General features: G+C 34.2%; 5 protein-coding genes and 1 pseudogene. 3 read left to right on the top strand and 3 right to left on the bottom strand.

Annotated features, from left to right (window positions below):
* Both RSB60_RS10310 and RSB60_RS10305 read right to left on the bottom strand, forming a co-directional pair.
* Nucleotides 1–501: RluA family pseudouridine synthase (locus tag RSB60_RS10310; protein WP_332616159.1), on the bottom strand; the 501-nt coding region annotated here is incomplete at its 3' end.
* On the bottom strand, nt 479–1,354 hold the full coding sequence (locus RSB60_RS10305) for a class I SAM-dependent methyltransferase (protein ID WP_323380877.1): 876 nt from the start codon (nt 1,352–1,354) through the stop codon (nt 479–481). The genes RSB60_RS10305 and RSB60_RS10310, both read right to left, overlap by 23 nt.
* A gap of 72 nt (nt 1,355–1,426) precedes the next feature.
* Here RSB60_RS10305 and RSB60_RS10300 point away from each other — a divergent pair, with 72 nt between their 5' ends.
* Nucleotides 1,427–2,185, top strand: coding sequence for a GNAT family N-acetyltransferase (locus tag RSB60_RS10300; protein ID WP_332616157.1), 759 nt, complete (start codon nt 1,427–1,429; stop codon nt 2,183–2,185).
* A complete protein-coding gene (locus tag RSB60_RS10295) occupies nt 2,182–4,341 on the top strand; it encodes an ATP-dependent helicase (RefSeq protein WP_332616155.1) in 2,160 nt (719 codons plus the stop codon). The genes RSB60_RS10300 and RSB60_RS10295 overlap by 4 nt, the downstream gene beginning before the upstream one ends.
* 99 nt (nt 4,342–4,440) lie before the next feature.
* Here the strand turns inward: RSB60_RS10295 and RSB60_RS10290 are convergent.
* Nucleotides 4,441–5,135, bottom strand: a pseudogene (locus tag RSB60_RS10290) (SDR family oxidoreductase).
* A 106-nt stretch (nt 5,136–5,241) separates the two neighbouring features.
* On the opposite strand from RSB60_RS10290, the gene ligA reads away from it, so the two are divergent.
* Nucleotides 5,242–6,688, top strand: a 1,447-nt coding sequence (gene ligA, locus RSB60_RS10285) for an NAD-dependent DNA ligase LigA (protein ID WP_332616153.1), incomplete at its 3' end; no start/stop codon positions are given.

The raw sequence follows: 6,688 nt of genomic DNA, 5'->3' as shown, positions 1-6,688 counted from the left end.
CACACGAATTTGATGGGAACGTCCAGTTTCTAATTCTATTTTAGCACAACTTAAATCTTCTTTCTTACTAAGAATAGTATAGCGAAGAATTGCTTTTTTACCTTTAGGGTTCTTTTCGTTGGTTACTTGAACCATATTTTTCTTTTCATCTTTAACTAAATAATCGACAAGCTTTCCCTCAGAAGGTAAATTTGTAGTACAAAGTATTGCGTGATAAATCTTTTTAAAGGCGTGCGTTCTAACTTGTTCAGATAAACGAGAAGCAGCTTTTGATGTCTTCGCAAAAACGACAACACCGCCAACTGGTCGATCAAGTCGATGAACTAAACCCAAATAGACATTGCCCGGTTTATCATAACGAACTTTTAAATCATCTTTTAATAATGTAAGCAAGTCTTTATCCTTAGAATCATCTTCTTGGATGGGGATGTTTACTGGTTTTTCTACTGCCAGTAAATGATTATCTTCAAAAAGAATGTTAATCATTGATCCAACGTCCATAGATACCACAAGGAAGTGTTAAATTATCACGCTTGATAGGTAGACCAACTTCACCTGCTTCAACTCTTCCATGTGGATGTTTCTTCAATACAGTGGTAGTCAAAATATTCTCTAATACAGTACTTGAAAAACCTGTTGTATAAGAGTTTACAAGGAAGAAAAGCGGTTCATCATCTAATATTTCTAAACATGCTTCAACAAGTTCAGTAATTTGATCTTCAAGCTTCCACATTTCTCCATTAGGGCCTCTTCCATATGAAGGAGGATCCATTAGAATTCCATGATAAGTGTGGCCACGACGTTTTTCACGTTGCACAAACTTTAATACATCATCAACAATGAATCGAATTGTATTATTTTCCAAATGACAAAGTTGCATATTTTCTTTGGCCCATTGAACCATTCCTTTTGATGCATCAACATGAATAACTTCAGTTGCACCTGCGCTACTACAAGCCATGGTAGCACCACCAGTATAAGCAAAAAGATTCAAAACTCGAATTTCACGATTCGCATTTCTTATAGCTTCTTGCATCCAATCCCAGTTAACGGCTTGTTCTGGGAATAAACCAGTATGTTTGAAACCCGTTGGGGAAACCTTGAACGTTAGTTCTTTGTAGTCAATTGTCCAAGTTTCTGGTAAATCTTTTTTGTAATCCCATTGACCGCCCCCTTTGTTAGAACGGTGATATATTGCATGTGTATTTTGCCACTGAGAACTCTTAGTATCCGCATTCCATACTGCTTGAGGATCAGGTCTTCTCAATATGATATCTTTCCATCGTTCAAGCTTTTCGCCATTACCTGCATCGATGCATTCATAATCTTTCCAATTTGTTGCACATTTTTTCATCGTGAACCTCCATAAACTATGCTAGAATTATATCATTAAAAACCTTTTTGAGATAGATGGAGGATGAAAAGTATGATACGTCAATGTTTTGAAAAAGATCGTGGTTATGTGATGGAATATTTAGATAAAGACCGCGTTTTAAATTTATTCTTTGTAGGGGATATTGATAACTATGGATTCGAGAATGATTTTCAAAAGATATTTGTAGATGAAGAGGATGGAAGAATTAAAGCTGTTTATCTCATTTATCATGATAGTCTTTTAATGTGTAGTTATACAAAAGAAATAGATGAAGAATTTGTTCACAATGTGATTAAGGAATATAAAATTGTAAATGTAAATGGCGAACAATCATGTATAGATACATTAGATTTAACAGGGATGAAAAATGATGACTGTTATTTCTGTAAGATGGTGAAAACACCAGAGACATCAAATGAAGCTATCGAAATCGCAACAGTAGATGATGTTGAAAAAATTAAAAAGGTTATTAAAGTTGTGTTTGATCAAGATTCACCAGGAATGAAAAAGAGCATTGAAGACAAGACGGGACGAACATATTTCCTTAAAAAAGATGGTAAAATTGTGTCTGTAGCCTCTAGTACTGCGGAAACTAAAGGACTTGCGATGATTGTGGGCGTTGCGACATTACCTGAATATCGTGGATTGGGGTATGCAAGCGAAATTATGAAGAAATTATGTATGGACTTACTAAGTGAAGACAAAGTGCCATGTTTGTTTTATAATAATCCAGCGGCAGGTCGAATTTATCATCGTATCGGATTCGAAGATATTGGACGTTGGGCATTAAGAAGGAATAAAGCAGAATGAATTTATTAGACGGGTTAAATCCAAATCAAAAAGAAGCAGTATTATCTACAGATCAATATTTGCGTGTTATTGCCGGTGCTGGCAGTGGAAAAACACGTGTTTTAACTACGCGTATTGCGAATCTTGTATTAGAAAGAAATGTATATCCAAGTAAAATTCTTGCGATTACATTTACAAATAAAGCAGCTAATGAAATGAAAGAACGTATAAAAAAAATTCTTGGTGATCCAAGTGGTGCAGTATGGATTAGTACAATTCACTCACTTTGTGTAAGAATTTTACGTGAAGATATTCAATCAATGGGTATGCCTAGAAATTTTACTGTTATGGATCAAGATGATCAAAAAACAATTTTGAAAGAAGCTTACAAGGAACATGGTATTGATAAATCAGCCATTTCTTTTGGTTCAATGTTGGATTATATTGGAAATAATAAAGGTGCTGAAATCACAGTAGATCGTGCTTACGTACTTGCCGGAAGTTTCACAGGAGAAAAGTCGAAAGCAAAAGTATATGAATATTATTGTAATCGTCAAAAAGAATTATATGCATTAGATTTCGATGACTTATTATTAGTCACTGTAAAGATGTTTAAGATGTTTTCGGAAATTCGTGCAAAATGGGCAAAACGATTTAACTATATTCATGTTGATGAATTTCAAGATATTGATAAAGTACAATATGAATTAATATCTCAATTGGCTGGCACTGAAAATTCAATTTGTGTTGTAGGGGATCCTGACCAAACAATTTATACATGGCGTGGTGCAGATGTTAACATTATCATGAATTTTGAAAAAGATTATCAACCATGTCGTACAATCATATTAAATGAAAATTATCGTTCAACAGAAAATATTTTGAATGGTGCGAATAGTTTAATCAAATGTAATAAAAATCGTATTGATAAAGATTTATATACAAATCGTAAAGATCCAGAAAAGATTTCCCACTATATTAGTGCAGGTGAAGAATATGAGGCATCTTGGATAGCGAATAAAATAAGTGAAGGTCATCGAATAGGAAAACGTTATCGTGATTTTGCGATTCTTTATCGTAGTAACTATTTGTCACGTGCAATAGAAAAAGGATTATTGGATGAACATATTCCTTATATTATTTATGGTGGCGTAAAGTTCTATGAAAGAGCCGAAATTAAAGATGCATTATGTTACTTGAGGATGATATCAGGAAATGATGATTTAGCACTTCAACGGGTTATTAATAAACCAAAACGTGGTTTAGGTAATAAAACAATGGATACTATTTTTGAACGTTCAAGAGAAAAAAATTGTTCAATGTATGAAGTACTTCGTGATGAAGAATTATTTAGCGGTAAAGCGCAAGCTACTATTTCATCTTTTGTCACAATGATAGAGCGTTGGAAAAATATGGTATCACAAAAAGCCGTCTTTGAATTACTAGAAATGGTGATTGATGAGAGTGGTTATCGAAGAATGTTGGAAGATGATAAAGAAACAGAGCGTTTAGAGAACTTAAAAGAATTGATCAATGACGTTCAATCATTCACTATTAATTACCCTGAAAGTACATTAGATGAGTATTTACAACTCGTTTCTCTCTATGGTGATAAAGATGAGTCATTGGATGGTGACTATGTACAATTAATGACAGTCCATGCTGCAAAGGGTTTGGAATTTGATACTGTCTTTGTTTGTGGATTGTCAGATGGTATTTTTCCAAATGAACGTGCAATGGCAGAAGGCAATCGTGGTGTTGAAGAAGAACGAAGACTTGCGTATGTGGCATTTACACGAGCTCGTAATAAATTGTATTTAACAGAATCAAGTGGATTTAGTTATATTCTTTCTAAAGCACGAGTTCGTTCAAGATTTATTGATGAAGTAGAAGAAGATTATGTTGAACATTTAGGTGCAACGTTTGATTATGGTAAACCGAAAGATTTCGTTGTTACAGAAAATAGTCCGATTAATAAACCTGTTCCACAAATTCTACCTAAATCAACTGAGCCAGCAACTCGTTGGAAAAAAGGTGAACAAGTTACTCATGGTAAATTTGGTGATGGTATTGTGTTGAAATACGAAGGTGGTTTCTTGGAAATAGCCTTTCCTTATCCTCATGGTGTGAAGAAGATTATGGCAACACATCCATCAATAAAAAAGAAAGTAGCTTAAGATGAAATCATTTGATTTCATCTTTTATATACATTTATGAATAAGTGGCTAAAATAAAATGGATTTCTCAATTAAATGAGGAATCCATTTTTGTTTAATTTAGAAGTTACTTTCAGAGAAGGGGCGTATTACAATATCATGCATAACACCATCATCTGGAAGTTCAATACAATCTACAATCGTTCTTGCGACTGTTTCGGGTTTCATATAGCTGTGGTTAGGAACTGCTCTAAATCCAGTATCAATGCCACCAGGATAAACACTAGTGACCTTTATATGATCTTGTCTAGCTTCTTTTACTAAAGTTTTACTGATAGCTTCCATTGCATCTTTACTTGCGGTATAACCTGCCATTGTTTCATTGTTAAATAAACAACATGAGCTAAGAATATTTAAGATATGTCCTGCACCTTTGGCTTTCATTCCAGCATAGAATGCTTGAATAAGTTGTAAGTGACTAACACAGTTGAGTTGTAACATATTTCTTAAATCATCAATATTTAACTCTGCAACAGGAGATTTTTTGCACCGGCGTTGTTGATGAGAATATCAGGGTTTAAACCTTTATTTTTGATGGTTTCTGTAAAATTATTGATTTTTTCATCACTTAACATGTCAAAACATTCGGCATAAATTACTAAGTTTTGTGGTAATGCAGCAAGTAAATTCTTCATTTTTTCTTCATTTCTACCACATAATATGAGTTCATAGCCATTTCTTTGTTTAAATTCATGAACAAGTGCTTTTCCTAGACCATCGGTAGCACCAGTAATACATACGATTTTTTTAGTCATTTTGGTTCCTCCTAATTCTATTATAATTAACATAGGCAACAGATGCAATTAGCCTATAAGAGAAGCTGGGTTTATGTTATAATAATGAAGGTTTTGGAGGCAAATTATGAAAGAAAGAATAGAAGAATTAAGAAATCTTTTAAATCGATATAATTATGAATATCACGTACTTGATCAGCCTACCGTAACTGATGCGGAATATGACCAATATATGCGTGAATTAACGAGTTTAGAAAAACAATATCCGGAGTATAGTGATCCATTATCACCAACACAACGAATTGGTGGAACAGTTTTGGATGAATTTACCAAGATAACACATAAACGAAAAATGATGTCTTTAGGAAATGTATTTAATGAAGATGAACTTAAAGCATGGGCAAAACGGATTGAAGATGAAGTTGGAAAAGTCGAATATTGTGCGGAATGTAAAATTGATGGATTGGCAATGTCAATTGAATATCAAAATGGTCTGTTCAATCAGGCAGTTACACGAGGTGATGGTGAAGTTGGTGAAGATGTTACATTTAATGTTAAAACAATCAAATCCATTCCAATGGCAATTGACTACAAAGATGAGATTGAAATTCGTGGTGAAGTGTTTATGCCAAAAGCGAGTTTTGAAGCATTGAATGAAATTAAGCGTGAAAAGGGTGAACAAGAATTTGCGAATCCTCGTAATGCAGCAGCAGGGTCAATTCGCCAATTAGATTCTAAAATTGCAGCATCAAGAAAACTCGATGCATTTTGGTATCATGTACCTGATGGTGAAACATATGGTGTTAAAACGCATTATGACTCATTGATGTGGATTAAAAAACTCGGATTTAAGGTGAATGAAAATACAACACTTTTTAGCAATATTGACGATGTTTGGAAATTCATCGAAAAAATGACAATTGAAAGAAATAATCTTCCTTATGAGATTGATGGAATCGTCGTTAAGGTTAATGACTTTGAAGCACAAGATCAATTAGGATTTACAGTGAAAGTTCCAAAATGGGCAATCGCTTATAAATTTCCAGCGGAAGAGGTAGTCACAACATTAGAAGACATCTTCATCACTGTTGGTCGTACAGGGAAAGCAACACCAAATGCGAAATTGACACCTGTTCGATTAGCGGGTTCAACCGTGAGTGCCGCAACGCTTCATAATGAAGATATGATAAACCAAAAAGATGTACGAATAGGCGATACGGTTGTGGTGCGAAAAGCAGGAGACATTATTCCAGAAGTTGTACGAAGCATAGTGGAAAAACGTGATGGTAGTCAATTGCCATATCACTTCCCAACGGTATGTCCAGATTGCGGTATGCCACTTCATCGTTTTGAAGATGAAGCAGCACATTATTGTGTAAATAGTGATTGCCCAGCACGAGTGGTAAATTCAATTGCACATTTTGCTTCAAGAGATGCGATGAACATTGATGGACTTGGTGAAAAGAAAGTTGAACAATTCCATAAAGCGGGTTGGCTAAATAAAGTAAATGATATTTTCAAACTTAAAGAATATCGTGAAGAAATTCTTGAGATGGATAAATTTGGTGAGAAAT

This window comes from Anaerorhabdus sp., assembly GCF_036657415.1.
Classification (GTDB): Bacteria; Bacillota_I; Bacilli_A; order Erysipelotrichales; family Erysipelotrichaceae; genus Anaerorhabdus.
The sequence above is the reverse complement of the archived record's forward strand: the minus strand, read 5'-3'. Positions and strand labels throughout refer to the sequence as shown.

Excerpts from the sequence above, each read along its gene's own strand:
- RSB60_RS10305 (WP_323380877.1), bottom strand. The coding sequence starts at position 1,354 with ATGAAAAAATGTGCAACAAATTGGAAAGATTATGAATGCATCGATGCA.
- RSB60_RS10300 (WP_332616157.1), top strand. The coding sequence starts at position 1,427 with ATGATACGTCAATGTTTTGAAAAAGATCGTGGTTATGTGATGGAATAT.
- RSB60_RS10295 (WP_332616155.1), top strand. The coding sequence starts at position 2,182 with ATGAATTTATTAGACGGGTTAAATCCAAATCAAAAAGAAGCAGTATTA.